We start from the raw sequence: 26638 nt of genomic DNA, 5'->3' as shown, positions 1-26638 counted from the left end.
GAAAGCGAATACGACGTGGACATCTACACCATCATCTTCCTGGCGCTGGCGGTCTTCATCTTTCTGAGGCTGCGCAGCGTGCTGGGGCAGCGCACGGGCAACGAGCGGCCGCCGTTCGACCGCAACGCGCTCCAGGGCGCCCAGGACAAGAACGTCGTCACCATGCCGGGCAAGGTCATCGACCAGGCTCCCTTGGCGCCGACGGCCGAGCCGACCCCGCCCTCCGACCGTTGGAAGGGCCTGACCGAGCCGGGCACCGTGCTCGCCCAGGGTCTCGACGCCATCGTCGAAAAGGATTCCACCTTCGATCCGCGGCATTTCATCTCCGGCGCCCGCGGCGCCTATGAGATGATCGTGCTGGCCTTTGCCAATGGCGACCGCCGCGCGCTGCGCGACCTGCTGTCGTCGGAGGTCTATGAAAGCTTCGATGCCGCGATCAAGGAGCGCGAGAAGAACGAGCAGAAGACCGAGACGCGTTTTGTCTCGATCGACAAGGCCGAGCTCGTCGGCGCCGAACTGCGCGACCGCACCGCCCAGCTCACGATCCGCTTCGTCTCGCAGATGATCTCGGCCACCCGGGACAAGGCCGGCAACATCGTCGACGGAAGCGCCGACACGGTCGCCGACATCACCGACATCTGGACTTTCGCCCGCGACATCACTTCTCGCGATCCGAACTGGAAGCTGGTTGGCACCGGAAGCGCGAATTAAGGTTTTCCTGAAGACCAGCGCGACGGCGCTTTGCGCAGGTGCCGTCGCGCTGTCGTCGTTTTCACTCGGCGCTGAGGCGGCGCGGCGCCACTATCGCAGCCATCACCATCATCTCCCGGAATTGCCTGCCGCGCCGCCGCGCGCCTTGCCATATCCGCAGCTTCCCCTGCCGCTCGAAATTCCCGGCGCCCAATATCTGCCGCTGGCCTGGGCCGACGTGAAGGGCTGGGGCGACGACAATCATCTCGCCGCCTACAAGACCTTTCGCGCGAGCTGCCGTCCGATCAACGCGCAGACCGGCGCTCCCGAACCGAAGGCTTTGGGCGCCTCGCTGGGCGAACCCTGCCGGGTCGCCAAATCGCTCGAGCTTACCGACGACGCTCGGGCCAAAACCTTCTTCGAGGAGAATTTTGCGCCGCTGCGGATCTCGCGCCTCGGCGAGCCCGATGGTTTCGTCACCGGCTATTACGAACCGGTGCTGGAGGGATCGCGCACGCAGACCGACGTCTACAATGTCCCGGTCTATCGCCGCCCCTCGAATCTCTTTGTGCGCGGTTACAAGCAGGATTCGGTCAGCCTGCCCAACAAGGGCCCGGTCTATCGCAAGATCGGCCGCCGCAAGCTCGTGCCTTATTACGACCGCGCCGAGATCGAGGACGGCAAGATCGCCGGCCGCGGACTCGAGATTGCCTGGCTGAAGGACCCGACCGATCTGCTGTTCGCCCAGATCCAGGGTTCGGCGCGGATCAAGTTCGACGACGGCGGCACGGTCCGGCTCAACTACGACGCCTATAACGGCTATCCCTATACGGCGGTCGGTCGCATCCTGATCGAGCGCGGCATCATTCCAAAGGAAGAGATGTCGATGCAGAAGATCAGGGAGTGGATGGCGCAGACCCCTGACGGTGCCAAGGAGCTGCGCCGCCAGAACCGCTCCTACATCTTCTTTCGCGAGGTCAATCTATCCGACAAGGAGGAGGCGGTCGGCGCGCAAGGCATTCCGTTGACGGCCGGCCGCTCGATCGCGGTCGACAAATCGCTCCACGTCTACGGCACCCCGTTTTTCATCGAAGGCGAGCTGCCGATCGATTCCGAACGCGCGAAGACGCCGTTCCATCGCTTGATGATCGCGCAGGACACGGGCTCGGCCATCATCGGTCCGGCGCGCGCCGATCTCTATTTCGGCGCGGGTCAGGATGCCGGCCGGGTCTCCGGACGGCTGCGCCATGCCATGCATTTCGTGATGCTGGTGCCGAAGAGCCTCGATCCCACAACGCGCGGCGCGCGGCTCCCGGTGCCGGACCCGCGGCCCTCGGAGAAGATCGCAAAGCTGTTTCCGCAAACGGAGCCTGCGAAGGACAAGCCGCCTGCCGAGCTGCAAAGCAAGAGCGAGACGGTCGCTGTCGCCGGTCCAGTCCCGCTGCCGGTGCCGCGTCCCGTGATCGAGCCAGTTCAGGAGCCGCGGCGGCCGGTGAAAAATCGCTCCCATCGGCAACAATGAAGCGATCGTCCCGTCCGCCCGTGCTGGAGCCTCGTCCCTCGCCGCGCCGTCGCGCGCTGAGTGAGGAAGAGCGCGCGCTGTGGGATACGGTCGCAAAGCAGGTCAAGCCGCTGAGAAAGCATCGTGCGGCGAAGGCGCAAGCTGCACCACGCAACGAGTCTTCGCCTGCAGCGCCCGCCCCCCGGATTGCGCCGTCGCCACGTCCGATTGCCGCTGCCCCGGCACCGCGCGCAGCGAAGCCGGCGGTGCCGCCGCTGGCGCCGCTCGGCAAGCGCGAGCGCACAAAGCTGTCGCGCGGGCGCAGCGAGATCGAGGCGCGGCTCGATCTGCACGGCATGACCCAGATGCGTGCCCACCGCGCGCTGAGCGGCTTCCTGCACCGCGCCCATCATGACGGCCTGACCTTCGTGCTGGTCATCACCGGCAAGGGCCGAAGCGGCGGCGAAAGCGGCGTGCTGCGCCGTCAGGTGCCGGAATGGCTGAGCCTGCCGGAATTCCGGGCCTTCGTCGTCGGATTCGAAGAGGCCGGTATCGGCCATGGCGGCGAGGGCGCGCTCTACGTGCGGATCAGGCGGGCGAGATATTAGAACGGCCGCACGATTCCGACGCGCGGGATCAATGTGACAATCAGGCCGAAGATATTTGTCGTCTGATCTTCCGCCGAAATCAGCGGCGTCTCGCGTGCGGCGGGCAGCATCTTCACCGCGTGCAGGATCAGGAACATGCAGACTGCCCAGTTCGAGATCCAGCGCGAATAGTCGAATACCATCGCGAACATCACGACATAGGCGAGGCTGACGCCGATCAGCGCCGCAATGACGAGGCGGCGATGCGTGTCGCTTGCGAGCGCGCCGATCAAATTCGCAAAATAGCGCCACAGCGGTGTGTGCAGCCAGATCAGCAGCGCGAACACGGGCACGCCGAGGATGTTGTGCGGCAGGCGGCCCCAAGTGTCGGAAATCTCCTTCGCCAACGGCTGATACCAGATGTAGGCAAACTGCAGCAGGTCGGTCCGCGACGGATCGGCCATCCGGCTCTTCAGATCGGCGACGAAATCCGCCTCCGGGACCGGCATCGTTCCCCAAAACTGCGCGGCGAAGAACAGCGCGGAGACGGCCAGCAGGGCCATGATGCCGAACGCGACATTGGTGCGATCGCAGCCATGCGCTAGATAATGCCTGATCACGACGATGGTGATGATGGTCGGCACATACATCAAGAGATGGATGTGGTGGATCAGGACGAGAACGATCGAGAACAGCGCAGCCAGCGCCACGAACAGCAGCGAGCCGGCCGGCACCAGCAGCAGGACGATCGCCAGCGCGCAGCCATAGATGTCGAAATGGCCGAGCGTGTGCATGAAGTTCTTGAGGAAGAACGGCGAGCCCGCGATGAAGACGAACGTCGGCAATGTCTTCGCGGTGAAGCCGAACGTTGTCTGGAATAGTCTTGCGTACAGCCCGAGCGTCACCAGCCATGTAGCGCCGCCGAGCGCGAACACCAGCCATAGCGGCACCTTGTCGGTGAACAGCGCGACGATCGTCCCGATCAGCGCGCGCTTGATGAAGCCAAAATGGTAATCGACGAGGAGGTGGATGTAGGGGACGTAAGGCGGCAGCTGGATCTTGTGAACGAAGACGCCAACGATGATTGCCGCGTTGATCGCGAGCAGCAGGCGCCAGGGGTTTTGCAGGAAGCGTGCGGTCACGCCGCATCCATAGCGCGACCGTCCGGAATTACAAAATGAACCGGCTCAAATCCGCGTTCTTGGCGAGGTCGCCGACGTGCTTCTGCACGAAATCGGCGTCGACCCTGACGGTCTCGCCGCTGCGATCTGGGGCGGTGAAGGAGATCTCGTCCAGCACCCGCTCCATCACGGTCTGCAGCCGCCGCGCGCCGATGTTCTCGACGGTGGAATTCACGGCCACCGCGACGTCCGCAAGCGCGTCGATGGCGTTGTCGGTGATGTCGAGCGTGACGCCTTCGGTCTGCATCAGCGCGACATATTGCTTGATCAGCGAAGCCTCCGGCTCGGTCAGGATGCGGCGCATGTCGTCACGGGTCAGCGCCTGCAGCTCGACGCGGATCGGCAGGCGGCCCTGCAATTCCGGCAGCAAATCGGACGGTTTTGCGACGTGGAAGGCGCCTGAGGCAATGAACAGGATGTGGTCGGTCTTCACCGCGCCGTGCTTGGTCGAGACGGTGGTGCCCTCGATCAGCGGCAGCAGGTCGCGCTGCACGCCCTCGCGCGAGACGTCGCCGCCGGCGCGGCCTTCGCGGGCGCAGATCTTGTCGATCTCGTCCAGGAACACGATGCCGTTGTTCTCGACCGCACTGATCGCCTCCATCGTCAACTGATCGCTGTCGAGCAGCTTGTCGGATTCCTCGTTGATGAGGATCTCGTGCGAGCTCTCCACCGTCAGCCGCCGCGTCTTGCTGCGTCCGCCGAGCTTGCCGAAGATGTCGCCGATCGAAACCGCGCCCATCTGCGCGCCAGGCATGCCCGGGATCTCGAACATCGGAAAGCCGCTGCCGCCGCCTTGCGTCTCGATCTCGATTTCCTTGTCGTTGAGCTCGCCCGCGCGCAGCTTCTTGCGGAAGGAGTCCCGCGTCGCGGCGCTGGAATTGGCGCCGACCAGGGCATCAAGTACGCGCTCCTCAGCGGCGAGCTGCGCACGTGCCTGCACGTCTTTGCGCTTGCGCTCGCGGACCTGAGAAATCGCGACCTCGACGAGATCGCGCACGATCTGCTCGACGTCGCGGCCGACATAGCCGACCTCGGTGAATTTCGTCGCCTCGACCTTCAGGAACGGCGCGTTGGCAAGCTTGGCGAGCCGCCGCGCGATCTCGGTCTTGCCGACCCCGGTCGGGCCGATCATCAGGATGTTCTTCGGCAGCACCTCTTCGCGCAAGGAGCCTTCGAGCTGCTGCCGCCGCCAGCGGTTGCGCAGCGCGATCGAGACGGCGCGCTTGGCATCGGCCTGGCCGACGATGAAACGGTCGAGTTCGGAAACGATTTCGCGGGGGGAGAAGTCTGTCATGGGACCTTAGCTAGGATCAGATGCGGGGCGGGACAAGCCGCTTTTTTTGGCCGTCAGATGATCGGCGGACCCGATTGCCATAGTTTCACGGCCTCGATCGGATGGATCAGCATCAGGATATTGAGCGTCAGATTGTCGCGAATATGCAGCGCCAGCATGATTTCGAAGGCGAGCCCAAGCAGGATGGTCACTGATACAGGCAGCAGGCGCGCTACGAGGAAGCCCAGCATCATGGACAAATTGTCAGAGATCGAATTGACGATGCTGTCGCCGAAATAATCCAGCGAGATCGTGCCGGCGCGGTAGCGTTCGATGATGAAGGGCGAGTTCTCGACGATCTCCCAGGCACCTTCGATCAGAATGGCGATGATCAGGCGGGCGGGCCAGGACAGAGACACGAACGGCAGCCGCGCGAACAGCAGCCAGGTCAGCCCGTAAAACAGGAAGCCGTGCAGGATGTGCGAGAAGGTGTACCAGTCGGCGATGTGCTGCGAATTCTCCGAGCTGTTCACCACGCCATGCCACAGCTTGACATAGCCGCAGGTGCAGATCGGCACCCGGCCCATCGCAAGCAGGATCGAGGCCTGCATCGCCAGCAGCAGCAGCGCGATGCCGACCCAGGCGAGCGGCGGAAACGCGGCCTTGCTCTCATGCGTGGTTGCCAGCGTCATGGCTCGCGCACCATCAGGAGTGCGGGCCCGTCGGGCGTCTCGACCATGCGGTCGCGGACAAAGCCGGCCTTCTCATAGGCGCGCACGGCGCGCGCGTTGAGCGGATCAGGATCAGTGACGATGCGCGGCAGGCCCTGCCGCAACTGCGCGTCGGCGAATTGCCGGATGAATGCCGAACCGTGCCCGCGCGCGATCATGTCGCTTTCGCCGATGAACTGATCGATGCCACGGGTGGCCTCCGGTTGCGGCCCAACACCCGTATTCCAGGCGGTCAGGCGGTAGCATTGAAGATAGCCGAACGGCTTGCCTTCGGCCAACACGATGAACTGGTCCATTGCCGGCTCGCCGAGATCGCCGCTCACGAGCGCGAACTGCTCGTCCGGATCGCCCCACCATTCCCGCACATGCGCTTCGCCCAGCCATCGCCGAATCAGCGGCAGAACGGCCGCGGTCATCGGGCGGAAGGTGTAGGCGAGGGCCATGGCCTACCCGGCCGACAGCGCTTCGATGGTCACATTGCGGTTGGTGTAGACGCAGATATCGGCGGCGATGTCGAGGGAGCGGCGGACGATGGTCTCGGCGTCCTTGTCGGTGTCGAGTAGGGCGCGGGCGGCCGCCAGCGCGTAATTCCCGCCGGAGCCGATCGCCATGACGCCGGCTTCGGGCTCCAACACGTCGCCGGTGCCTGTCAGCACCAGGGAGACGTCCTTGTCGGCGACGATCATCATGGCCTCCAGCCGCCGCAAATAACGGTCGGTGCGCCAGTCCTTGGCGAGCTCGACGGCGGCCCGGGTCAATTGCCCCGGATATTGCTCGAGTTTGGCTTCCAGACGCTCGAACAGCGTGAAGGCGTCGGCGGTGGCGCCGGCAAAGCCGCCGATGACGTCGCCCTTGCCGAGTTTCCGGACCTTCCTGGCGTTGTGCTTGATCACGGTCTGGCCGATCGAGACCTGGCCGTCGCCGCCGACCACCACCTTGCCGCCCTTGCGGACCGTCAAAATCGTGGTGCCGTGCCAGCCCGGCGAGCTGTTTGGGGAGTCCTGCATGAATGATCCTCGTTGACCGGGCTGATTTAGGCGGTCGGGAGCGGGGGCACAACGGGCCGCTCCGGGCCCAATTTGCTCACCATAGGCAGAAGTAGAGGCCCGGCCAGCCGTTGCCGCAGTAGCGAAGGCGTCATTTGGCTGTTAAAAGACCGGCGTTTTCGGCCCGAACTAGGATGGAAGCGTGTTTTGATGCGCACCGCGACGATCAAGCGCAAGACCAAGGAAACCGACATCGAGGTCACCGTGAACCTCGATGGCTCCGGCGTGTCCAATATCGCGACCGGCATCGGCTTTTTCGACCATATGCTCGATCTCCTCGCCCGCCATTCCCGCATTGACCTCACGGTCAAGGCGGTCGGCGATTTGCACATCGATCATCACCATACCACCGAAGACACCGGCATCGCGCTCGGCCAGGCCGTCAAGCAGGCGCTCGGCAACATGGCGGGCATCACCCGCTATGCCGGCGTGCACATGCCCATGGACGAGACGCTGTCACGCGTGGTCATCGACATCTCGGGCCGCCCGGTCCTGGTGTTCAAGGTCGACTTCCCCCGCGACAAGATCGGCGAGTTCGACACCGAATTGGTGCGCGAGTGGTTCCAGGCCTTCGCCATGAACGCCGGCGTGACTCTTCACGTCGAGACCCTATATGGCGATAACAGCCACCATATCGCCGAGTCCTGCTTCAAGGGTCTGGCACGGGCGCTGCGCACCGCCGTCGCGATCGATCCGAAGGCGGTGGGCGAAATCCCGTCCACCAAGGGCTCGCTCGGCGGCTGACATCTTTCGGCCCGCGGCCCGCGCCGTTTGCGGTATCACTGAATTCCTAGGGAACGGGGCATCGCCATGTCCGTCTACACAGTTCATGCTCCCTCCCCCGCAGGATCCGATCTGCGCGCGACCGACAAGTTCGTCTTCGTGCGCGACGGCTTCCATTTCTGGGCGATGATCTTCGGACCGCTCTGGCTGCTGTGGAATCGGCTGTGGCTGGCGCTGATCGGCTGGGTGATCTTCGTTGCCGCCTTCAACGTCGGGCTGTCCAGCCTCGGTGTCGGCCGTTCGTCGATCTTTTTCGCCGACATCATCGTCGCGCTGCTGATGGGATTCGAGGCCTCCAGCCTGCGACGCTGGACGCTCTCGCGCGGTAAATGGCGACAGCTCGACGTGGTGATTTCCGACGACGAGGACACCGCCGAGCGCCGCTTCTTCGAGCGCTGGAGCCAGAAGCAGCGCGGCATCGTCAACGATCAATGGGCCGTCGATCGCGGTGGCCCGCCGCCGACCCGCAACGTGCCGGGTCAGCAATTCTCCAACCCGCCGCCAATGCCGGCAGGTGGCATCATTGGTTTGTTTCCAGAACCGGGAGGGTCAAGATGAGCGTCGCCATCATCGATTACGGTTCCGGCAATCTGCATTCGGCCGCCAAGGCGTTCGAGCGCGCCGCGCGCGGCATGGACAACCCGCAAAAGGTGTTCGTCACCAGCGATCCAGACCAGGCCTACAGCGCCGACCGTCTGGTACTGCCGGGCGTCGGTGCCTTCGCTGATTGCCGGCGCGGGCTCGATGCCGTCAACGGCATGGTCGAGGCGATCACCGAAGCGGTGCGCGTCAAGGCGCGGCCGATGTTCGGCATCTGCGTCGGCATGCAGCTGTTCGCCACCCGCGGCAAGGAGCATGTGATCACGCAAGGGCTGAACTGGATCGGCGGCGACGTCGAGAAGATCACGCCGAACGACGAGAGGCTGAAGATCCCGCACATGGGATGGAATACGCTCGATGTGCTGCGCGAGCATCCGGTGCTGGACAGGCTGCCGCTCGGCCCCAAGGGCCAGCACGCTTATTTCGTGCACTCCTACCACCTCAACGCCACCAACGAGGCGGACGTGCTCGCGCGCGCCGATTACGGCGGGCCCGTCACCGCGATCGTCGGCAAGGACACCGCGATCGGGACGCAGTTTCACCCCGAGAAGAGCCAGCGCTTCGGCCTCGCCCTGATCTCGAATTTTTTGCGATGGAAACCGTGATTCTCTTTCCCGCGATCGACCTCAAGAACGGCCAATGCGTGCGCCTCGAACAGGGCGACATGGCGCGCGCGACCGTGTTCAACCTCAATCCCGCTGCGCAGGCGGCGAGCTTCGTCGCGCAAGGCTTTGAGTATCTCCACGTCGTCGACCTCGACGGCGCGTTTGCCGGGAAGCCTGTGAACGCGCAGGCCGTCGAGGCGATGCTGAAGACGATCACGATTCCGGTGCAGCTCGGTGGCGGCATTCGCGATCTCGCGACTGTCGAAGCCTGGCTCGAAAAGGGCATCACCCGCGTCATCATCGGCACCGCCGCGGTGCGCGACCCCGAATTGGTGAAGGCTGCCGCCAGGAAATTCCCCGGCCGCGTCGCGGTCGGGCTCGATGCACGTGGCGGCAAGGTCGCGGTCGAAGGCTGGGCCGAGACCTCGCAGGTGACGGTGCTGGAGATCGCACGGCGTTTCGAGGATGCCGGCGTTGCCGCCATCATCTTCACCGACATCGCGCGCGACGGCCTGCTCAAAGGCTTGAATCTCGATGCGACCATTGCGCTGGCGGATGCGATCTCGATTCCCGTGATCGCCTCCGGCGGCCTCGCCTCGATCGAGGACGTCAAGGCGATGCTGACGCCGCGCGCGAAAAAACTCGCCGGCGCGATCGCCGGCCGCGCGCTCTATGACGGCCGGCTCGATCCTGCGTCCGCCCTCGCCCTGATCCGTAACGCAGGCGCTGCCTAGGAGACCTCCGATGTTCAAGGTGCGCGTGATCCCCTGCCTCGACGTCAAGGACGGCCGGGTCGTCAAGGGCGTCAACTTCGTCGATTTGCGCGATGCCGGTGACCCCGTCGAAGCGGCGATCGCCTATGACGCCGCCGGCGCGGACGAACTTACGTTTCTCGACATCACCGCGACCCATGAGAATCGCGGCATCATGCTGGACGTGGTCCAGCGCACCGCGGAAGCCTGCTTCATGCCCCTCACCGTCGGCGGCGGCGTGCGTGAGGTGAACGACATCAAGACCCTGCTGCGCGCCGGTGCGGACAAGGTCTCGATCAACAGCGCCGCGGTGTCGCGGCGCGAGTTCGTCAAGGAAGCCGCCGAGAAATTCGGCGGGCAGTGCGTGGTGGTCGCGATCGACGCCAAGCGGGTCAAGCGCGCCGGTGGCGGAGAGCGCTGGGAGATATTCACGCATGGCGGCCGCAACTCGACCGGCATCGATGCCATCGAATATGCCCAGGAAGTGGTCTCGCTCGGTGCCGGTGAAATCCTGCTCACCTCGATGGACCGCGACGGCACGCGGCAGGGTTTTGACATCCCGCTGACCCGGGCGATCGCCGACAGCATTCCCGTTCCTGTGATCGCCTCGGGCGGCGTCGGCAATCTCGATCACCTCGTCGACGGTATTCGCGACGGCCACGCCACCGCCGTGCTGGCCGCCTCGATCTTCCATTTCGGGGAATTCACCATCCGCGAAGCCAAGGAGCACATGTCCCGGCGCGGGCTGCCCATGCGCCTCGATGCCTGACGACTCCCGTTCCTAAAAATGCTAAATCATCGGCGGGAACCGGCTTATCCCGTCAGAAACCGGCCAATCATCGGCCAAGGCGCGTTTTCCGAGTATTTGTATGCCGCGTTTCACCATCCACGATCTGGCCGAGACCATCGACGCCCGCGCGGCAGCGGGTGGCGAGGCGTCCTATACCCGCAAGCTCCTCGACAAGGGCGCCGAACATTGCGCCAAAAAGTTCGGTGAGGAGGCAGTCGAAACCGTAATCGCAGCAGTCGAAAACGATCGCGCGCATCTGATCGCCGAAGGCGCCGACCTGCTCTATCATTTCCTTGTGCTGCTCAAGGCCCGCGGCGTAAAGCTGGAAGAGGTCGAGGCCGCATTGGACAAGCGGACCAATATGTCAGGGTTGGAAGAAAAGGCGTCGCGTAAGGGCGGCAGCTAGCCGAGGTGGAGAGTCGCGTCATGGATATCCGCGCACCCGAGCAGCAGTATAATCCGTACCGCGTCTATACGCGCGAGGAGTGGTCGCGACTGCGCGACGACACGCCGATGACGCTGGAGCCGGGCGAGTTCGACCGGCTACGCTCGCTGCACGACCGCCTCGATTTGCAGGAGGTCGAGGACATCTACCTGCCGCTGTCGCGCCTGCTGTCGATTTATGTCGATGCGATGCAGCGGCTTTATTACGCGGAGCGCCAGTTCCTCAACATCCGCGACCGCAAGATGCCCTACATCATCGGCGTCGCCGGTTCGGTCGCGGTTGGAAAATCCACCACGGCCCGCGTGCTTCAGGCGCTGCTGGCGCGCTGGTCGCCGCGTCCCAAGGTCGAGCTGATCACCACCGACGGATTTCTGTATCCCAACGCCGTGCTGGAGCGGCAGGGCATCATGCAGAAGAAGGGCTTTCCGGAGAGCTACGACCTGCCGCTGCTGCTCAGCTTCCTCTCCGACATCAAGGCCGGCCGCCGCCATGTGCGCGCGCCGGTCTATTCGCATTTGACCTACGACATCGTGCCGAACCAGTGGGCCGAGATCGACCAGCCCGACATCCTGATCGTCGAGGGCGTCAACGTGCTGCAGACCGGCAAGCTGCCGCGTGACGGCAAGGCCGTGCCCGTGGTGTCCGACTTCTTCGATTTCTCGGTCTATATCGACGCGGACGAGGCGGCGCTGCGGCAGTGGTACATCAGGCGCTTCCTGTCGCTGCGCGACACCGCGTTCACCAATCCAAAATCCTACTTCAATCGCTACGCGCTGTTGTCGGACGAGGAAGCCACCGCCACCGCGATCGCGATCTGGGAACGCACCAACCTCGCAAATCTCGAGGACAACATCCTGCCGACTCGTCCCCGCGCGACCCTGATCCTGAAGAAGGGCGCCGATCACACGGTGGCGAGCGTGGCGCTCAGGCGGCTGTAGCAGCCTTGATGGACGGCGCCCTTTGTCAAATTTCGGGCTGAGTATCTTTTGTTGCAGACCGGCGAGGGGTATTTGGTTATGGCTTTCGGAAACGCAAACGGGCCCCATGGTTGATCGTCTCAGAAGCGCCGCCGAGCATCTCGAAGCACCGACCTGCCCGGACTGCCATATCGAGATGAAGTGGTTCCGCTCCGAACTGCTCGCGGACGAGCCGACCCCGATCATCGCGCATCTCTTCGTGTGTCCGCATTGCAAGCGCGCCGCCCAGGTAGACACCATGTTCAGGGGAGGCCAGGCGCCGCATGACAAGCTGTCTGCGCCGCGGTTTATGGCTTATGCCGCATAACGGTTCATCCCGTCGGAGCGCGCAGTGATGCCGGGCTCCCGGCCTGCTCCGCACCCAAGCTGACGTGCGTCGCCGGCAGGTGGCTCACTTGCCTGCCTTCGCGATCCAATCCGCAGGCTTGATGCGTCCTGCAAAGGTTGCGGGACCCGAGCCGCCGGCCTTGTAGACGAAGGCTTCACCTTCCTGCACGTCCCCGGCCTCCTTGCCGAAGGCATCGGCGATGTTGGTCTTGTGGGTGACCAGGAAGGTGTTTGTGCCGGCCTTGGGCGGCGCATCGACGAACTGCCGCACGGCCTGGCCCGCCTTTGCATTTGCACCGGTCGGATTTGCCATGCCCGACGCACTCGCGTTACTGCTGTCCGTCAATGCGTCGACCGGCTTGATCTCGCGGCCGGAGATCAGTCTGCCGGCCTCGATCGCGCGGTTCAGCCGGCTGGTGTAGACGTCGCCGATCGGGATCGCGAGTTCCTTGATGGCCGTCCCGATCTGGCGCGCCATGTCCCGGCCCTTTTCACTGAGCTGACGCTGGGCGCTCATGTCGTCGAATTTGAAAGGGTAGACATCCTTTTGGCTGTCGTCGGTAGCGGTGTGGCGAAACACCAGCACGTAGCCGCCTTGCTTGAGCGAGGCGATCAGTTGCGAGCTATCGGCCGCGGCGGCTTGAGTGGAACCACAGAGAAGGATCACGAAAGCGAGGCGGCAAAGCACGTTCATGCGAAATCCTCTGTTTAAATGCCCCAGAGGATGGTGACGTGCGACGCGGTCGATTTCAATTGTCGATTACCGGCCGAGATCAGGTTCCTATGAAATCCGAATCAAACCGCGAGCTGCCGCGCCGCCGCCAGTCCGGCCAGCGCCTCTTCCAGCTTCTCGCGATCGAGCGGCTTGATCAGAAACCCGTTCATGCCCGCTTCAAAGCAGGCGTAGCGATCTTCCACCAGCGTATTGGCGGTGAGCGCGAGGATCGGCGTGTGATGGCCGCCTCTAGCTGCCTCATGCGCACGGATTCGCTTTGTCGTTTCGATGCCGTCAAGCTGCGGCATCTGGATGTCCATCAGCACGAGATCATAGGGCGTGCCGGCCGATGCCGCGCCGAGCCAGGATTCCAGCGCGGCCTCGCCATTGATCGCGATGACGACGCGGTGGCCGAGTTTCGTCAGCAGCGAGCGCATCAACAGCGCGTTGATCTCGTTGTCCTCGGCGACGAGAACCGACAGGCCTTTCGCCGGTACCGCGGCGGTGGATGGGGCCGAGGGCTCCGGCGCGAGATCGGGCGAGGCGACCTCCGGGGGTAGCGTGAGGCGTGCGGCGAGCGAGGCCGCGCGCAGCGGCTTCACCAGGAAGCCCGTGAAGGCCGGCGAAAGTTTCTCGTGGCGCGAGCCGGACGTCAGCAGCACGAGGCGTTGCGTCGCATGACTGCGTGCGGCTTCGCCGAGGCGGTCGGCGGTGGCAGCGCCGAGCGCGCGATCGATCAGGACCGAATGCCATGAGCGTTCCGGCAGCAGCGCTTCCGCCACCGCGACGTCCGTCACCATGCAGGTCTGGCCGCCCCAGCGCTCCAGCCGGCGCGCGATCAAGGAGGCCTCGATGCCGTCGGCGATCAGCAGGATCGACTTGCCGGTGAGATCGGGGACGGGGAACGCCGTCTGTTCTGCGCCAGCGTGCGCTGGCGCGAGCGGAATCGCGACCTCGAAGGTCGAACCCTTGCCCGGCTCGCTCGTGAGCGTGATGCGGCCGCCCATGCGCTTGACGATGCGCTCGCTGATGGCGAGACCGAGGCCGGTGCCGCCATAGGTGCGGGCGACGCGTTCGTCGGCCTGCTCGAATTCGCGGAAGATGCGCTGTTGCGCGTCGGCTGCGATGCCGATGCCGGTGTCGCGCACCAGAAAACTGATCTCGTTCGGCCAGATGCCGAGCTCGACGATCAGCGCGACGCCGCCGCTCGCAGTGAACTTGATGGCGTTGCCGGCGAGGTTGAGCAGCACCTGGCGCAGCCGCGCGGCGTCGCCGACCACTTCGAGCGGCAGCCGCTCGTCGACATAGGCGGCGATCTCGAGCTGCTTCGCCTGCGCGCGCGGCGCGAGCAGCTCGGTGATGTCCTCGATCAGGGCCGAGAGCGAAAAGGGACGCTGCTCGAGATCGAGCTTGCCGGCTTCGATCTTGGAATAGTCGAGCAACTCCTCGATCAGCGCCATCAGCGCTTCGCCGGAGGTCTTCACGGCCTTGGCGTAGGTCGACTGCTCAGGCGTCAGCGTGGTGTCGAGCAGCAGCCCGCCCATACCGATGATGCCGTTCAGCGGCGTGCGGATCTCGTGCGACGCCATCGCCAGGAAGCGCGATTTGGCCCGGTTGGCGGCGTCGGCCTGATCGCGGGCGTCGGACAGCGCGCGCTCGGTCTCGGTGCGGTCGGTGACGTCGCGTCCGACGCTCTGCAATTCGGCGGGCTGGCCGGCGTCGAGGCGAACATAGCCTTCGCGCCAGGCGATCCAGCGCGCGCCGAGCGGGGTTGTGATCTTCTGGTCGTGAATGCGCGTGCCGTTGCTCTCGCGGGCGCTGTCGCCCTGCTCCAGCACGGCGAAATCAAAGCGCGTGCCGACCAGCGCGCCGCGCGCCTGTCCGGCAAGCGCGCAATAGGCGTCGTTGGCGAAGGTGATGCAGCCATTTGTGTCGCGCAGCACGATCAGATCGCCCTGCTGTTCGAACAGGCTGCGGGCGCGTTCTTCCGCTTCCTTCAGCTCCCAATTGCGGTCGATCAGCGTTTCGTTGTGGGCAGCCAGCGCCCGCATCCGCTTGTTGACGAAGCGCAGGCGCATGCTGAGCGTGGCGAGGCCGAGGCAGGCGAGCGCGAACAGGAAGCTGACGCCGATCGCAAATGCATTGGGATCGTAGCCGGACGTCTCGGACCGGCTGCCGGAGACAAACCCATAGGCGCCGCCGAAGGTCGCCGAGAAGATCATGAAGGAGCGGATCGCAAAGGCGATTCGGGGGTGCTGTCGCCTGAAGCGGCGCATGCGCACCTTGATCCGGAACGTCCGACCCATCGCCACCGACCCGACTGTTTTCTTAAAACGCTACGCTCGCTGTAAACGACGATGTGCCGCCGACCTTGCGAACAGTTTGAGGCCCTGCGACCGCCTCCAAACAGGGTTGACGAGGCGTTAACGGCGCAAAGCGACGCGGCTCAAAGCGAGGCGGCCTGGAGACGGCGGTGGCCGCCGCGGGCGCCGACGATCAGCGCCGCCGCCTCGCGCTGCGAGAAGGTTTTCGAGCGCACATAGACACGGTAATCCGCCGGCCCCTCGGTGGAGAGATAGATCACCTGACCGCCGTCGACGGGCTGCGCGGCAATCGAGATCAGGCGAGTCGAGGGGTTGGCCTGGCAGGACTCCGATTCCGAGCCGAGGCCGTCGTCGACGACGGCGAAGTCGGCCGCGTCCGCATCCTCGGTGATCTGAACCCGCACCGTGGCGCGCGCGGGATCATCGGTGAAGGCGACATGCACGCCGGCGGTCCAGAACAGCGACGTCAGCTCGACCGAGGTGTCGCCGAGGGCGATGCAGGGATGCGAGACCGATCCGATCTCGCTTCGGGCAAACACCGCGGCCGCCAACAGGGGAACAACCGACGCCAGGATCTTGAAACGCAACATGACGCGCTACTCGCCGGGCCCGGTACGGGGAACTGATGGGCCTTATGGTTTGCAGAGCGTAAAGGAAACTCGTTACCGCCGGGTTGATGCCGGTATCCGGGGATGAGGATCTCAGTCGGTCAGGCGCTTCTGTTCGTTTTTCGCTCGACTTCAGTGAGAACCAAATAGCTGTTTTTGCCGAAGCTGATCGCCCACAGCGCCGCCCAGGCACCCCACCTGTTCCTGACCTCGATCTCGACGGTTTGGCCGGGAGTGGTGCGAACGACGAGCGGCTGGCTCCTGCCCCAATCAATGGTCGCCTCGATCGTGCAGGCGCCGGCCGGCAGCGTGATCTCCAACACGCCGTTGCGCGCAAGCTTCCCAACGCTGGTCCCGTTGACCCACAGCTCGTATGACCTCAGCCAATCAGCGTATTGGGACGCACGAACAAATCTGATGGTGCAGGCATTGGCGTCGGTCATAGCTTCACTCTCGGGGAACGTGCTGTTCGTCAGGAAGATGCCGCGGGCGTATCGGTCAGGCGATCTGGCGCACATCCTCCGCGAGTGCGCGGTAGGACAAGGCCTCGGCGAGATGCAGCCGGCCGATCCTGTCCGCATGATCGAGATCGGCCAGCGTGCGCGCCACCCGCAACACGCGGTGATAGCCGCGCGCCGACAGCCGCATGGTCTCGGCGGCGTCGCGCAGCAGCTTCTGGCCTTGCGCATCCGGTTTGGCAATCTCCTCCAGCACCGAGGCCGGCGCTTCGGCATTGGTGCGAACCTTCGGCAGGCCGGCGTCCGCGTAGCGGGCGAGCTGGATATCCCGCGCCGCCGCCACGCGCGCGGCGACTTCGGCCGAGCCCTCTGCGGGCGGCGGCAGGATCAAATCGGCCGCGGTCACCGCGGGAACCTCGATGCGCAAATCGATGCGGTCCATCAGCGGCCCCGAGATGCGGGCCTGGTAGTCGCCCGTGCAGCGATCGATGCGGCCGCGCTTGCAGGCATAGCCGGGCTCGAACGCATTGCCGCAGCGGCAGGGATTCATCGCCGCGACCAGCATGAAGCGTGCGGGATAGGTGACGCGGTGATTGGCGCGGGACACCGAGACCTCGCCGTTCTCCAGCGGCTGGCGCAGCGAATCCAGCACGCGCGGATCGAATTCGGGGAGCTCGTCGAGGAACAGCACGCCCTGATGCGCGAGCGAGATCTCGCCGGGCCGGGCGCGCATGCCGCCGCCGGTGAGCGCAGCCATGCTGGCGGAATGATGCGGCGAGCGAAACGGCCGCCGCGCCGTCAGTGCGCCGCCCTCGATCTCGCCGGCAACAGAGGCGATCATCGAGACCTCGAGCAACTCGCCCGGTGACAGCGGCGGCAGGATCGAGGGCAGGCGTGCCGCCAGCATCGATTTGCCGGCGCCGGGCGCGCCGATCATCAGCAGGTGATGGCCGCCGGCGGCCGCGATCTCCAGCGCCCGCTTGGCGCTCTCCTGGCCCTTGATGTCGCGCAGGTCGAGCGGCGAGCTTGCTGCTTCATGCACCTTCGGCACAGGCCGCGACAGCACCTGCGTTCCCTTGAAATGGTTGGCTATCTGGATCAGCGAACTTGCGGCGATGATCTGGATGTCCGGACTCGCCCATGCCGCTTCCGAGCCGCAAGCCGCCGGACAAATCAGCCCCTCCTCGCGCACATTGGCGCCGATCGCGGCGGGAAGAACACCGGCCACCGGCGCGATCGATCCGTCGAGGCCAAGCTCGCCCAGAACGGTGAAGCCGGACAGCGCATCCGGAGGGATCGCGCCGATCGCCCCCATCAGGCCGAGCGCGATCGGCAGGTCATAATGGCTGCCCTCCTTGGGCAAATCGGCGGGCGCGAGATTGACGGTGATCCGCCGCGCCGGCAGCGCCAGCCCCGAGGCGATCAGCGCCGAGCGGACCCGCTCGCGCGCCTCCGACACCGCCTTGTCCGGGAGACCGACGATCGCGAAGGCCGGCAGACCGGGCGCGACCTGCACCTGCACGTCGACCGCGCGGGCCTCGATCCCCTCAAAGGCGACGGTAGAAACCCGCTGAACCATGCCCGAACCAGCCTGCCCTTTTGCACAATTAGGGGTAGCAGAGCGGGCCAATTCTTGCAAGAACAATACAGGAACGGGTCGAGGGGCGCCGGAAGGTCCTAACCAATCGTAAACACGACGAAGACACTACGCCTCGAATGCAAGCTGCTCTGCTCAGCACATTCCAACGAATGTCCGCTACTCCTAGGGGTGCGGGATGGGCCGTGGTCTAACGGGTGAACAATTCAAATGCTTGCAAATCGCCGGAGAAGCGAACGACGGATGTGCACGCGGCTCGCCAAGATTCATTTTGGCGCGGGTTCGCTGCCGCGGGACTGCACGATCACGGATATTTCGGATGGCGGCGTGAAAGTCGTGGCGGAATTTCTGGAAGTGCCGCCGCAATTCACCATCATCTTCGCGCCCGACTATTCCCGGCAGTGCCGCCTGCGCTGGCGCATCGGCTGCGAGTTCGGCGCTGAATTCACCGACTGAGCTTTCGGAAGCGCCCCGCCTTAACGGGACTTTAGCGTTAATCGGTAAGCATCTCTGATCAGTCGCCGAGTGATCAGAGTATGTCCAAGCGTTTGTCCGTCGCCTCTCTTCCGGCGAGATATCTGTTTTCCGCGCTTCTGATCCTGGCCCTCGGCGGCTGTCAGACAACCGGCATCGAGGACATCACCGGCGCGCTCGGCGGAAAGTCGGACACGGCTGGCAGGGCCGAGGCCAAGCCGGACGTGAAGCCGGACATGGATGCGCTGCGCGAGCGCTATCGCGCCAAGCCTGGCGATCCCAACGTCGCGCTCGAATACGGCAAGGCGTTGCGCCAGACCGGCCAGCGCGCGCAGGCGCTCGCGGTGCTGGAGCAGGCCGTGCTCGCCCATTCCAGCAACAAGGCGCTGCTCGCCGGCTACGGCCGTGCGCTCGCCGACAGCGGCAGTTTCCAGCAGGCGTTCGACGTCCTCGGCCGCGCGCATTCGCCCGAGGATCCCGACTGGCATATCCTGTCGGCGCAAGGCGCCGCGCTCGATCAGCTCGGTCGCAACGAGGAGGCGCAGCAATATTACGCCGCCGCGCTGAAGATCGTGCCGGACGAGCCGTCGGTGCTGTCCAATCTCGGACTGTCCTACATGCTGCAGAACAATCTGCCGCGGGCTGAGGAAACGATGCGCCGGGCGCACGAGCGCAATCCCGCCGATTTCCGCGTGCGCGCCAATCTCGCGCTCGTGCTGGGACTCGAAGGAAAGCAGGCCGAGGCCGAAGCCATCGTGAAGGCGGACCTGCCGCCGGATCAGGCGGCGGCCAAGGTCACGGCGCTGCGGCAGTTGCTGGTGAAGAAGCAGCAGCGGGCGGAGAAGTAACTCGCTCGCGCGCGTCAGGATGCCGTGTCAGGAAGCCTTGGTCCGAACGCCTTGCTCAGAACGCCTTGCTCAGGATGCCTTGCGATGCGGGGCTGACCCGCGACCCGACCTGCCCTTCAGCTTCTTCAGCAGCGGCCCGAGCAGCGAGCGCTTCGGCTTCTTCACTTCGCCCCGCCCGGCGAGGCGGTTCGCCATGTTCTGGAACAGCTCGGTGGTGCGGTGGCTCTTGGAGACCTCCGCGATCATCTGGCCGTTGTTGGCCGCGGTCGAGAACAGCTTCGAATCGAACGGGATCACCGCGATCGGCTGGCTCTCCATGGTCTTGGCGAAGGCCTTGACCTCGATCTCCGCCCGCTTGGGCATGCCGACCTGGTTGATGCAGTAGAGCGGCGGCCGGTCGTTCGGCCGCGCCGCCTTCAAGACGTTCAGCATGTTCTTGGTGTTGCGCAGGTTCGCAAGATCGGGCTCGGCCACGATGACGATGTCGTCCGCGTTGACCAGCGCGCGACGGGTCCAGCCCGACCATTGATGGGGAACATCGAGCACGATGCAGGGCGTGGTCATGCGCAGCGTGTCGAACACCGCGTCAAAGGCCTCCGCGCCGAAATCGTAGACGCGGTCAAGGGTGGCGGGCGCAGCAAGCAGGCTGAGACGCTCGGTGCATTTGGAGAGCAGACGCTCTATCAGGGCCGTGTCCGGCCGATCCTGCGACAGCACCGCATTGGCGATGCCTTGCACCGGGTCCTGGTTGTAGTCGAGACCCGCGGTGCCGAAGGCGAGGTCGAGATCGATCACGACGGAATCGAGCGCGAGGTCGCGGGCGATGGTCCAGGCCACATTGTGCGCGACGGTGGAGGCACCGACACCGCCCTTGGCCCCGACCACCGCGATGACGCGGCCGGTGATGATGGTTTCGGACGCCGAGAACAGGCTGCAGATCGAGCGGACGACGTCGAGCGTTTCGACCGGTCCCACCACATAGTCGTTGACGCCGCGGCGGACCAACTCGCGATAGGGCGCGGTGTCGTTGGGATTGCCGATCACGACCACACGGGTGCCGGGATCGCAGACGCCGGCGAGGTCGTCGAGGCCCTCGAGGATGTCGCGGGTGCCGTCGGATTCGATCACGATGACGTTCGGCGTCGGCATCGTTTCATAGACTTCGATTGCCGCCGCGAGGCCACCGTCCTTGGCCGTGAGATGCGCCTTGGCGAGACGGCGATCCTGCCCGGCCGCGGTCACCGCGGCGAGCGTCTGCGCGGTCTCGCAAAAGGCTTGCACGGAGATGCGAGGAACCGGCGCAATGTGTTCCTCGGGGTGCTGCGGATCGTCCGCTTCTTCGTCGTGGACGCGTGTCATCTGCCTGTATCGCTGAGTTTGGCCTTGTCGGCGTCTGGATTGCTGCTCGCGATCGGCGTGCCCTTGCGATAGCGCTCGAAGGCCATGTCACGCCGTGCGTTATAGACCGGCGTCTCGGACCGCGGCTGCTCCAGGTCGGCCGGATTGTCGATCATGGCCGCGAGGTTGCGCTGGCTGGCGCAGCCCAGATTGAAATAGGGCCGGTTCTCGTTGTAGCCGGGGTCGAGGATGGAGGGGCCGATATCTTCCGGCCACAGCCCGCAGGGGCCGGCGACCGCGGCGATCCGGGAATAGCTCAGGCGGATGGTGGGCAGCAGCCCTGGATCCTCGGGCCGATAGGGATGCTGGACGATGGCACGCGATGGCACGCCGACGGATGCGAGCACGGAACGGATCTCGTGATAGGTCGCCGCCGCCGCGCGCGAATTCGCCGCGTTGACCGGGACGTCGACCACGACCGAGCCGGTGCCTTCGCGCACCCAGTCCCGGGCAATGCCGGCGACGTCCGCGTGCTGCGCGGCCGAGAGGCCGCCGCGAGCCTTGCCGACGAAGATCACGATCGACTTCTTGGCTTCCTCGACCGCGATCGGGTGACGCTGGCGATAGTCGGTCGGCACCGTCTGGGTGACGATCTCGCCGGTGGTGTTGCAGGCGCCCAGCATGACGGAGAGCCCCGTCAGTGCCAGCGCGACGCTCAACCCGCGACGTCGATCGGCCATGGTCTTCGTCATCGCTTCATCCCCTCGTGCCCCGTCTCTTGCCCCGTTCCCCAACCTGTCCGTTCGTCGTCAGTCGATGATGAAGCCGAAATCGCCGGGCGTGCCCGCGATCGGATCGACGCGGCGCGCGACGCCATAGAGGCGGTTCATGCGACCGAGCAGCGCCGTCTGGGCGTCAGACGCCGGGGCGAAGCCGTCGTCGGGGCGGGACAGCTCCTTCTGAGCCACCGCGCGCACCACATAGGGCGTCACGATCACCATCAGCTCGGTTTCGTTGTTGACGAAGTCCTGGCTGCGGAACAGCGCGCCGATGATCGGCACCTGGTCGACGCCGGGCAGGCCGTTGATCGCCTGTTTGGTCTGCTGCTGGATCAGGCCGGCCATGGCCATCGAGCCGCCCGAGGGAATTTCCAGCGTCGTTTCGGCGCGGCGGGTCTGGATCGAGGGGATGGTGATCGAGTTGGTCGAGCTCGACGACAGCGCCTGGGTCACCGTGATGGCGCTTTGGTTCGACAGCTCGGACACCTCGGTCATCACCCGCAGGCTGATCCGTCCCTCGCTCAGCACGACCGGGGTGAAGTTCAGGGAGATGCCGAACTTCTTGTAGGTGATCTGGGTGGTGCAAACGTGGGTGACGGGATCGCAGGCATAGCCCGAGGGAATGGGGAATTCGCCGCCGGCGATGAAGGTGGCGGATTCGCCGGAGATCGCGGTCAGGCTCGGCTCGGCGAGCGTGCGCATGACACCGGCACTTTCCATCGCGCGCATCGTGGCGCTGACGGTCGCGAAGCCTTTGGTGAGACCGGCGACACCTAATCCGTTGTTGCTGACGATCGGTCCGCCGCTGACCGAGAACGGGTTGGAATTGTTGAAGTTCACCACCGCGGTGCCGGCGTTCAGACTGGCGCTGAGATCGACGCCCAACTGCTTGACGATATCGCGGCGCACTTCGCCGACGACGACCTTGAGCATCACCTGGTCGCGGCCGCGCACGATGATGTTATTGACCACCTTTTCGGAGCCGCCGACCAGTTTCGCGGCGACGTCGCCGGCCTGCTGGGCCTCGACCGGGCTCGATACCGAGCCTGTCAGCATCACGCTGTCGCCGACGCCTTCGATCTGCACGCCCGGCAGCGACTGGCGCAGCGCCGTGCGCATGCCGTTGAGATCGCGCTTCACCGCGATATCGTAGGCGGCGACCTGCTGGCCGTCTGCGGCGAAGAACACGACGTTGGTCTGGCCGACCTGTCCGCCGATGATATAGGCGCGTTGGGCCGAGCGGATCACGGCATTGGCGATCTTGGGATCGGCGACCAGCACGTCCTTGACGTCGCGCGGCAGGTCGATGACGGCGGACTTGCCGACGCCGAGCGACAGGAAGCGCGTCTTCGCCGGCGCGATCGTCCCGACCGGCGAAACATCGAGATCGGCTGCCTGCATCGGCGCCTGGTCGCCGACCGGCGCATCTGCGGCGCTGACGACATCGGGGGCTGCGAGGAGCCCCAGGGTCAGCATCGTCCCCGTCCAGAACGAGCGCGCGCGATTCCCCCGAATGCGCATGCCCGTCCGATCATCCCCGTAGTTCATCATGTCCCCATCACTTCTGTGACGTCAGTTGCCGCGCCTGTACGCCGTAGCGGATCACGTTGACCCCGCCGGACCGCTTGCTCGCCTGGTCCTCGGGCGTGCTGTCGACCGAGTTGGCATCGACGATGCTGCGCAGCGCGAGTGTCAGCGTGCCGCCCTGGCGCGCTGCCGATAGCGCGGCGACCTGGTCGGGTTTAAGCTCGAGCGTGACGGTCCTGCCGACGACGGCGTTCTGGCCGTCCTTTTCCTTCGGCGCCTGGTCGATCGCGAGCACGCGGATATTGGTCAGGATCGCTTCGGATAGGATGAGGTCGTTACCGGCGGCCCCGTCAGGATTCTTCAGGCGGCGGGTCAGCATGATGTCGACGCGGTCATTCGGCAGGATGAAGCCGCCGGCGGCAGTCTCGGCTGAAATCTCGGTGGAGACGGCGCGCATGCCCGACGGCAGGATCGCGGCCATGAAGCCGGAGCCGTCGGCCCTGACCAGCTTCTGCTCGCGGATTGGCTCGCCCTGCATCAACGGCACGCGTGCGATCGAGCCTGCAATCTGGATCTGCGCCTCGGGCCTGTTGTCGCGGCGGATGAAGGCGCTGCTCGCGGTCGCCGCCGGCCAGAGCTGCCATTGCAGGTCCTCGGGCTTCACGGCTTGACCGAGCTGGATGTCGTTCTTGGCGACCAGGACCTCGACCGTCGGCAGCTTCTCGGCGACGGGGAGAACGGGCGCGGGCTTGTTGTCATAGCCGCTCGCCAGATACGCAGCGACGCCGCCGGCGCCCAGTGCGATGACGAGAACGACAATGCGTGCGGTGTTCATACGCTTCTACTCTACGCGGGGCACTCGAACCGCACCTGGCGGGCTCCCCGACATCGATGAGTAGGCAGCAAAAGTATAAGCGGTGTTGCGAGGCCGAATGTGATCGACGGCCGCGCTGTGGTCTTTCGGCAGATGGTGAACGTCGCGTTAGCCGGTCGGCCACCGGCCCCGTAGTTTCACGCAGTGCGGCCACTGCGTTCGAATGATGCGCGCGGCGTCATGGTGAATGGGTGGTTAGTGGTGTGTGGGGTGATGCCGCGCATGCATTACGTAGCCTGGATGGAGCGAAGCGCAATCCGGGGCCGCTGAACATGATGTGGCATCCCGGATTTCGCTGCGCTCCATCCGGGCTACGGGCCGGCGGCTACTTCGCGCGCTTTTGCTCGATCACGTCCCAGAGCTTTGCGGCAACGTCCGGTCCGCCGAGCCGCGCGATGGCGCGGATGCCGGTCGGCGAGGTCACGTTGATCTCGGTGAGGTTGCCGTTGATGACGTCGATGCCGACGAACAACAGCCCGCGCTCGCGCAGCGCCGGGCCGACGGTAGCGCAGATCTCGCGCTCGCGCGGCGTGAGCTCGGTCTCCTGCGCAGCGCCGCCGCGCACCATGTTGGAGCGGAGGTCGTCGGCGGCCGGGACACGATTCACCGCGCCCGCGAACTCGCCGTTGATCAGGATGATGCGCTTGTCGCCGTGCTTCACCTCGGGGATGAACTGCTGGATCACCCAGGCTTCCTTGAATGTCACCGAGAACATGTCGAACAGCGAGCCGAAATTCATGTCCTGCGGCATCACGCGGAACACCGCAGCGCCGCCATGGCCGTGCAGCGGCTTCATGACGACGGCGCCATGCCTGTCGCGAAAGGCGTTGATCTCGTCGAGATCGCGCGAGATCAGCGTCGGCGGCATCAGCTGCGGGAAGTTCATCACGAACAGCTTTTCCGGCGCGTTGCGCACCGATGCGGGGTCATTGACGACGAGTGTCTTCGGATGGATGCGTTCGAGAAGGTGCGTCGAGGTGATGTAGGCGAGGTCGAACGGCGGATCCTGGCGCAGCAACACCACGTCGAAGCTGTTGAGCGCCTCGCGCCTGGGTTCGCCCAGGGTGAAATGATTGCCGGGCTCGTCGCGCACGGTGAGCAGCTGAACCGGAGCGACGATTTCCTCGCCGACCATCGAGAGCTTGTCGGGCGTGTAATAGGACAGGCCGTGGCCGCGCTTCTGCGCCTCCAGGAGCAGCGCAAAGGTGGAATCGCCCTTGATGTTGATGCGGGCGATGGGGTCCATCTGGACGGCGACGTTCAGTTTCATGGTCTGCCTTTCAGGTCGAGGCGTCGAATGCCGCCAACACATGGCGTGGAAGTCGTTTCGGCGCAATCAGCATGGCATCGAATCGCATTTCAAATTCCGCATGCTCGGGATGCGCGACGAGCCAGCCTTGCGCGGCATCGATGATGCGCTGCTGCTGGCGCGGCGTCACGGCGAAGGCGGCGTCGTCCAGCGTCGCGCGCGCCTTGACCTCGACGAAGGCGATCAAATTGCGGCGGCGCGCCACGATGTCGATCTCGCCATGCGGCGTGCGGTAACGTTTGGCGAGGATGCGGTAGCCCTTGGCCATGAGATAAGCCGCAGCGCGGCTTTCCGCAGAGATGCCGGTGTGGAACGCGGCGACGCGCTCGGGCGAGGCGATTTTCGGTTCCGACGGGACGTCAGTCTTCGCCATCGCCGCCCCGCAGATCTTTGGCAAGCTCAAGCGCGCGGGCATAGACCTCGCGGCGCGGCCGGCCCGAGAGGGCGACCGCATGCGCCACCGCATCCTTGACGCTGTTCGCGGCAAGCTGCTCACGCAGGACGTCGTCGAGCGCATCCGATGTCAGCATCTCGGCATCCGCCGCAGGCGGAGCGATCACCAGCACGAATTCGCCGCGCGTCTCCAGCGTGTCGGCATCGCGCGCCAGCTCACGCAGCGTCGCGCGCGAAATCTGCTCGTGCAGTTTGGTCAGCTCGCGGCAAATCGCGGCTTCCCGGGTCCCCATGATCTCGGCGAGCTCGGCGAGCGTGTCCTGCACGCGGTTGCCGGAATCGAACATCACCAGCGTCGCATCGATGCGCGCAAGCTCGGCCACGCGCGACTTTCGCGCGGCGGATTTCGAAGGCAGAAAGCCTTCGAAGAAGAAGCGGTCGGTCGGCAGCGCTGCGACCGATAGCGCCGCCAGCACCGAGGACGGGCCGGGCAGCGCGTAGACCGCGTGGCCGGCGGCGCAGACCTCGCGCACCAGCTTGTAGCCGGGGTCCGAGATCAACGGCGTGCCGGCATCCGACACCAGCGCGATCGAGCCGCCCTGCGAAAGCCGCTCCAGGATCTTCGGACGGGCCGCTTCAGCGTTGTGCTCGTGATACTGCTTGAGCTGCGCAGAGATGTCGTAGCGCTCGGTCAGACGCCGCGTGATGCGGGTGTCCTCGCAGGCGATGACGTCGACCCCGGCGAGGGTCTGCAGCGCCCGCAGCGTGATGTCACCGAGATTGCCGATGGGGGTCGCCACCAGGTGCAGGCCAGGCGCGGCCTTCGGCGCGACAAGCCGATGGGCGTCGACGGAGAAACCGCGCGAGGCGGCCTCCGTCGTCTCAGGTGTGTTTGTCGGGGACGGCTTTGCGCGCATAATCAGACGAACTTAGGTATGATCCCCGGGGCTGGGAACCGGTCCCCGGAAAAAGATCGTGCCTGGGCGAGGCAAGGGGCGAGGCAGGACTGGAATGTGATCCATTCGGCATCACATTCCCCAGGGAATGAAGCGTCAGCGCCATATTCGCGGCGGAAACGCCGCCTTGATGCTGGGTGACGGACGGCA

30 protein-coding genes are annotated in these 26638 nt (G+C 65.2%); 13 read left to right on the top strand and 17 right to left on the bottom strand.

The features are described 5' to 3' along the window. The first annotated feature begins 15 nt into the window (after positions 1-15). From IVB54_RS39470 to IVB54_RS39460, 3 genes are read left to right on the top strand one after another with little or no spacing between them, the layout of a single operon-like run. The gene (locus IVB54_RS39470; protein ID WP_007604067.1) at positions 16-711 is read left to right on the top strand and encodes a Tim44/TimA family putative adaptor protein; all 696 of its coding nucleotides are present in this window, start codon (positions 16-18) and stop codon (positions 709-711) included. Further along, on the top strand, positions 689-2212 hold the full coding sequence (locus IVB54_RS39465; RefSeq protein WP_018459636.1) for an MltA domain-containing protein: 1524 nt from the start codon (positions 689-691) through the stop codon (positions 2210-2212). The genes IVB54_RS39470 and IVB54_RS39465 overlap by 23 nt, the downstream gene beginning before the upstream one ends. Next, on the top strand, positions 2209-2799 hold the full coding sequence (locus tag IVB54_RS39460) for a Smr/MutS family protein (protein WP_247777018.1): 591 nt from the start codon (positions 2209-2211) through the stop codon (positions 2797-2799). Before IVB54_RS39465 ends, IVB54_RS39460 begins: the two co-directional genes overlap by 4 nt. Here the strand turns inward: IVB54_RS39460 and IVB54_RS39455 are convergent. Genes IVB54_RS39455 through hslV form a run of 5 tightly spaced genes read right to left on the bottom strand, consistent with a single transcriptional unit; the run spans position 2796 to position 6970 of the window. Beyond that, positions 2796-3920, bottom strand: coding sequence for a hypothetical protein (locus IVB54_RS39455; RefSeq protein ID WP_018459634.1), 1125 nt, complete (start codon positions 3918-3920; stop codon positions 2796-2798). The genes IVB54_RS39460 and IVB54_RS39455 overlap by 4 nt on opposite strands. 28 nt (positions 3921-3948) lie before the next feature. Beyond that, positions 3949-5253, bottom strand: coding sequence for an ATP-dependent protease ATPase subunit HslU (gene hslU, locus IVB54_RS39450; RefSeq protein WP_018459633.1), 1305 nt, complete (start codon positions 5251-5253; stop codon positions 3949-3951). A gap of 53 nt (positions 5254-5306) precedes the next feature. Further along, on the bottom strand, positions 5307-5924 hold the full coding sequence (locus tag IVB54_RS39445; RefSeq protein WP_018459632.1) for a DUF2585 domain-containing protein: 618 nt from the start codon (positions 5922-5924) through the stop codon (positions 5307-5309). Then, positions 5921-6406 carry a GNAT family N-acetyltransferase gene (locus IVB54_RS39440; RefSeq protein WP_018459631.1) on the bottom strand — a complete coding sequence of 162 codons (486 nt, stop codon included), beginning with the start codon at positions 6404-6406 and terminating at the stop codon, positions 5921-5923. Before IVB54_RS39440 ends, IVB54_RS39445 begins: the two co-directional genes overlap by 4 nt. Positions 6407-6409: 3 nt before the next feature. Continuing rightward, complete coding sequence (gene hslV, locus IVB54_RS39435; RefSeq protein WP_018459630.1) at positions 6410-6970, bottom strand: ATP-dependent protease subunit HslV; 561 nt, start codon at positions 6968-6970, stop codon at positions 6410-6412. 189 nt (positions 6971-7159) lie between these two features. Here hslV and hisB point away from each other — a divergent pair, with 189 nt between their 5' ends. From hisB to IVB54_RS39395, 8 genes are all read left to right on the top strand, one after another. Continuing rightward, on the top strand, positions 7160-7753 hold the full coding sequence (hisB, locus tag IVB54_RS39430) for an imidazoleglycerol-phosphate dehydratase HisB (RefSeq protein WP_007604059.1): 594 nt from the start codon (positions 7160-7162) through the stop codon (positions 7751-7753). Between the two features lie 66 nt (positions 7754-7819). Further along, complete coding sequence (locus tag IVB54_RS39425; protein WP_018459629.1) at positions 7820-8350, top strand: DUF2628 domain-containing protein; 531 nt, start codon at positions 7820-7822, stop codon at positions 8348-8350. Continuing rightward, the gene (gene hisH / locus IVB54_RS39420) at positions 8347-8997 is read left to right on the top strand and encodes an imidazole glycerol phosphate synthase subunit HisH (protein ID WP_018459628.1); all 651 of its coding nucleotides are present in this window, start codon (positions 8347-8349) and stop codon (positions 8995-8997) included. Before IVB54_RS39425 ends, hisH begins: the two co-directional genes overlap by 4 nt. Next, the gene (gene hisA, locus IVB54_RS39415) at positions 8985-9731 is read left to right on the top strand and encodes a 1-(5-phosphoribosyl)-5-[(5-phosphoribosylamino)methylideneamino]imidazole-4-carboxamide isomerase (RefSeq protein ID WP_018459627.1); all 747 of its coding nucleotides are present in this window, start codon (positions 8985-8987) and stop codon (positions 9729-9731) included. The genes hisH and hisA overlap by 13 nt, the downstream gene beginning before the upstream one ends. Before the next feature lie 10 nt (positions 9732-9741). Then, positions 9742-10518, top strand: a complete 777-nt coding sequence (hisF, locus tag IVB54_RS39410; RefSeq protein WP_018459626.1) for an imidazole glycerol phosphate synthase subunit HisF — start codon at positions 9742-9744, stop codon at positions 10516-10518. Positions 10519-10618: 100 nt separating this feature from the next. Continuing rightward, complete coding sequence (locus tag IVB54_RS39405; protein WP_007598445.1) at positions 10619-10945, top strand: phosphoribosyl-ATP diphosphatase; 327 nt, start codon at positions 10619-10621, stop codon at positions 10943-10945. 20 nt (positions 10946-10965) lie between these two features. Then, positions 10966-11922 carry a type I pantothenate kinase gene (coaA, locus tag IVB54_RS39400; RefSeq protein WP_007598451.1) on the top strand — a complete coding sequence of 319 codons (957 nt, stop codon included), beginning with the start codon at positions 10966-10968 and terminating at the stop codon, positions 11920-11922. Positions 11923-12028: 106 nt separating this feature from the next. Further along, positions 12029-12268, top strand: a complete 240-nt coding sequence (locus IVB54_RS39395) for a hypothetical protein (protein WP_018459625.1) — start codon at positions 12029-12031, stop codon at positions 12266-12268. 84 nt (positions 12269-12352) lie between these two features. Here IVB54_RS39395 and IVB54_RS39390 read toward each other — a convergent pair whose 3' ends face one another. The 5 genes from IVB54_RS39390 to IVB54_RS39370 all read right to left on the bottom strand — a co-directional run bounded on the left by IVB54_RS39390 (position 12353) and on the right by IVB54_RS39370 (position 17972). Then, positions 12353-12982 carry a histidine phosphatase family protein gene (locus IVB54_RS39390; protein ID WP_018459624.1) on the bottom strand — a complete coding sequence of 210 codons (630 nt, stop codon included), beginning with the start codon at positions 12980-12982 and terminating at the stop codon, positions 12353-12355. Positions 12983-13083: 101 nt separating this feature from the next. Further along, a complete protein-coding gene (locus tag IVB54_RS39385) occupies positions 13084-15309 on the bottom strand; it encodes a PAS domain-containing hybrid sensor histidine kinase/response regulator (RefSeq protein ID WP_018459623.1) in 2226 nt (741 codons plus the stop codon). A 140-nt stretch (positions 15310-15449) separates the two neighbouring features. Continuing rightward, complete coding sequence (locus IVB54_RS39380; RefSeq protein ID WP_085349256.1) at positions 15450-15917, bottom strand: hypothetical protein; 468 nt, start codon at positions 15915-15917, stop codon at positions 15450-15452. Positions 15918-16036: 119 nt separating this feature from the next. Then, positions 16037-16378: a hypothetical protein gene (locus IVB54_RS39375; protein ID WP_018459621.1), complete on the bottom strand. Its 342-nt coding sequence runs from the start codon at positions 16376-16378 to the stop codon at positions 16037-16039. Positions 16379-16433: 55 nt separating this feature from the next. Then, positions 16434-17972, bottom strand: a complete 1539-nt coding sequence (locus IVB54_RS39370; RefSeq protein WP_085359551.1) for a YifB family Mg chelatase-like AAA ATPase — start codon at positions 17970-17972, stop codon at positions 16434-16436. Between the two features lie 228 nt (positions 17973-18200). Here IVB54_RS39370 and IVB54_RS39365 point away from each other — a divergent pair, with 228 nt between their 5' ends. Both IVB54_RS39365 and IVB54_RS39360 read left to right on the top strand, forming a co-directional pair. Then, the gene (locus IVB54_RS39365; RefSeq protein WP_007598461.1) at positions 18201-18446 is read left to right on the top strand and encodes a PilZ domain-containing protein; all 246 of its coding nucleotides are present in this window, start codon (positions 18201-18203) and stop codon (positions 18444-18446) included. 80 nt (positions 18447-18526) lie between these two features. Next, positions 18527-19312, top strand: coding sequence for a tetratricopeptide repeat protein (locus IVB54_RS39360; RefSeq protein WP_018459619.1), 786 nt, complete (start codon positions 18527-18529; stop codon positions 19310-19312). Positions 19313-19381: 69 nt separating this feature from the next. Here IVB54_RS39360 and IVB54_RS39355 read toward each other — a convergent pair whose 3' ends face one another. The 7 genes from IVB54_RS39355 to rsmI form a co-directional block, all read right to left on the bottom strand. Next, positions 19382-20671, bottom strand: coding sequence for an AAA family ATPase (locus IVB54_RS39355; RefSeq protein WP_018459618.1), 1290 nt, complete (start codon positions 20669-20671; stop codon positions 19382-19384). Then, positions 20668-21402, bottom strand: coding sequence for a pilus assembly protein CpaD (locus IVB54_RS39350; protein ID WP_018459617.1), 735 nt, complete (start codon positions 21400-21402; stop codon positions 20668-20670). Before IVB54_RS39350 ends, IVB54_RS39355 begins: the two co-directional genes overlap by 4 nt. Before the next feature lie 57 nt (positions 21403-21459). Beyond that, positions 21460-22977, bottom strand: a complete 1518-nt coding sequence (locus tag IVB54_RS39345; RefSeq protein WP_247777571.1) for a type II and III secretion system protein family protein — start codon at positions 22975-22977, stop codon at positions 21460-21462. Between the two features lie 10 nt (positions 22978-22987). Beyond that, positions 22988-23791, bottom strand: coding sequence for a Flp pilus assembly protein CpaB (cpaB, locus tag IVB54_RS39340; protein WP_018459615.1), 804 nt, complete (start codon positions 23789-23791; stop codon positions 22988-22990). A 364-nt stretch (positions 23792-24155) separates the two neighbouring features. Further along, entirely contained in the window at positions 24156-25100 is a 945-nt protein-coding gene (gene gshB / locus IVB54_RS39335; protein WP_018459614.1) for a glutathione synthase, read from the bottom strand. A 10-nt stretch (positions 25101-25110) separates the two neighbouring features. Continuing rightward, positions 25111-25512 carry a YraN family protein gene (locus IVB54_RS39330; protein ID WP_018459613.1) on the bottom strand — a complete coding sequence of 134 codons (402 nt, stop codon included), beginning with the start codon at positions 25510-25512 and terminating at the stop codon, positions 25111-25113. Beyond that, positions 25499-26449: a 16S rRNA (cytidine(1402)-2'-O)-methyltransferase gene (rsmI, locus tag IVB54_RS39325; RefSeq protein ID WP_018459612.1), complete on the bottom strand. Its 951-nt coding sequence runs from the start codon at positions 26447-26449 to the stop codon at positions 25499-25501. The genes IVB54_RS39330 and rsmI overlap by 14 nt, the downstream gene beginning before the upstream one ends. Between the last annotated feature and the right edge of the window lie 189 nt (positions 26450-26638).

Origin of the sequence: Bradyrhizobium sp. CW1 (genome assembly GCF_023100665.1) — a bacterium.
GTDB classification, from domain to species: domain Bacteria; phylum Pseudomonadota; class Alphaproteobacteria; order Rhizobiales; family Xanthobacteraceae; genus Bradyrhizobium; species Bradyrhizobium canariense_D.
Note: the sequence above shows the minus strand (reverse complement) of the source record. Positions and strands in the feature narration are given on the sequence as shown.